General features: G+C 65.9%; 2 protein-coding genes. Both read left to right on the top strand.

What is annotated here, in order from left to right; all coding sequences use genetic code 11:
- Positions 1-11: 11 nt before the first annotated feature.
- On the top strand, positions 12-122 hold the full coding sequence (locus I55_RS38455; protein ID WP_252181156.1) for a hypothetical protein: 111 nt from the start codon (positions 12-14) through the stop codon (positions 120-122).
- A 109-nt stretch (positions 123-231) separates the two neighbouring features.
- On the top strand, positions 232-962 hold a 731-nt coding region (locus I55_RS14955), incomplete at its 3' end, for an ABC transporter permease subunit (RefSeq protein ID WP_376739198.1).

Here is a 962-nt window from a genome sequence, read left to right as displayed (position 1 = left end):
AGCGGGAACGGGTGCGGGCGACGGCGCCCAACGCGACCCGCCGCACCGAGCTGCCCATCACCTGGGACGATGAGGTCTGGCTGTGCTGGCGCCCGTTCGCCGGCGTGGTCCTGACGGACTGAGGGAAGGGAACCCGCCTTGGCCGCACACCTTCCCGCCTCGCCCTCCCCAAAGGGGCCGCCCGCTCAAGGGGCCAAACCTGCCGGCCTGCCGCCGGTGGCGCCGCGCACCGTGAAACAGCGCGCGCTGGCCGTCACCCGCCGCCTGGGCCTGACCGGCCGGGGCGGCGTCATCCTGGGCCCCTACGCCTGGCTGGTGCTGTTCTTCCTCATTCCTTTCCTGATCGTGCTGAAGATCAGCGTGGCGGAGCCGGCGGTGGGCATCCCGCCCTTCACCAAGCTGGTCGAATGGGTGGACGGCGGGCTGGACCTGCATATCCGTTTCAGCGGCTTCCAGGCGCTGTTCGATGACGACCTATACATCCTGGCCTATCTGAACTCGCTGAAGATCGCCTTCGTCTCGACCGTCTGCTGCCTGCTGATCGGCTATCCCATGGCCTACGCCATCGCTACCGCGCCGGAAAAGCGGCGCGGGCCGCTGCTGATGCTGATCATCCTGCCGTTCTGGACCAGCTTCCTCATCCGCGTCTACGCGTGGATGAGCATTCTGAAGGACGAGGGGCTGCTGAATAACCTGCTGATGAGCCTCGGCATCATCCATGAGCCGCTGAAGATCCTGTACACGGATGTCGCGGTCTATATCGGCATCACCTATTCCTACCTGCCTTTCATGATCCTGCCGCTGTACGCCACGCTGGAAAAGCTGGACCACACCCTGCTGGAGGCGGCGGCCGATCTGGGCGCCAAGCCCTGGAAGGCCTTCCTGACCATCACGCTGCCGCTGTCGCTGCCCGGCATCGTCGCTGGCTCGCTGCTGGTGTTCATTCCGGCGGTGGGCGAATT

Source organism: Azospirillum sp. B4 (genome assembly GCF_000333275.1).
GTDB lineage: Bacteria > Pseudomonadota > Alphaproteobacteria > Azospirillales > Azospirillaceae > Nitrospirillum.
The sequence above is the reverse complement of the archived record's forward strand: the minus strand, read 5'-3'. Positions and strand labels throughout refer to the sequence as shown.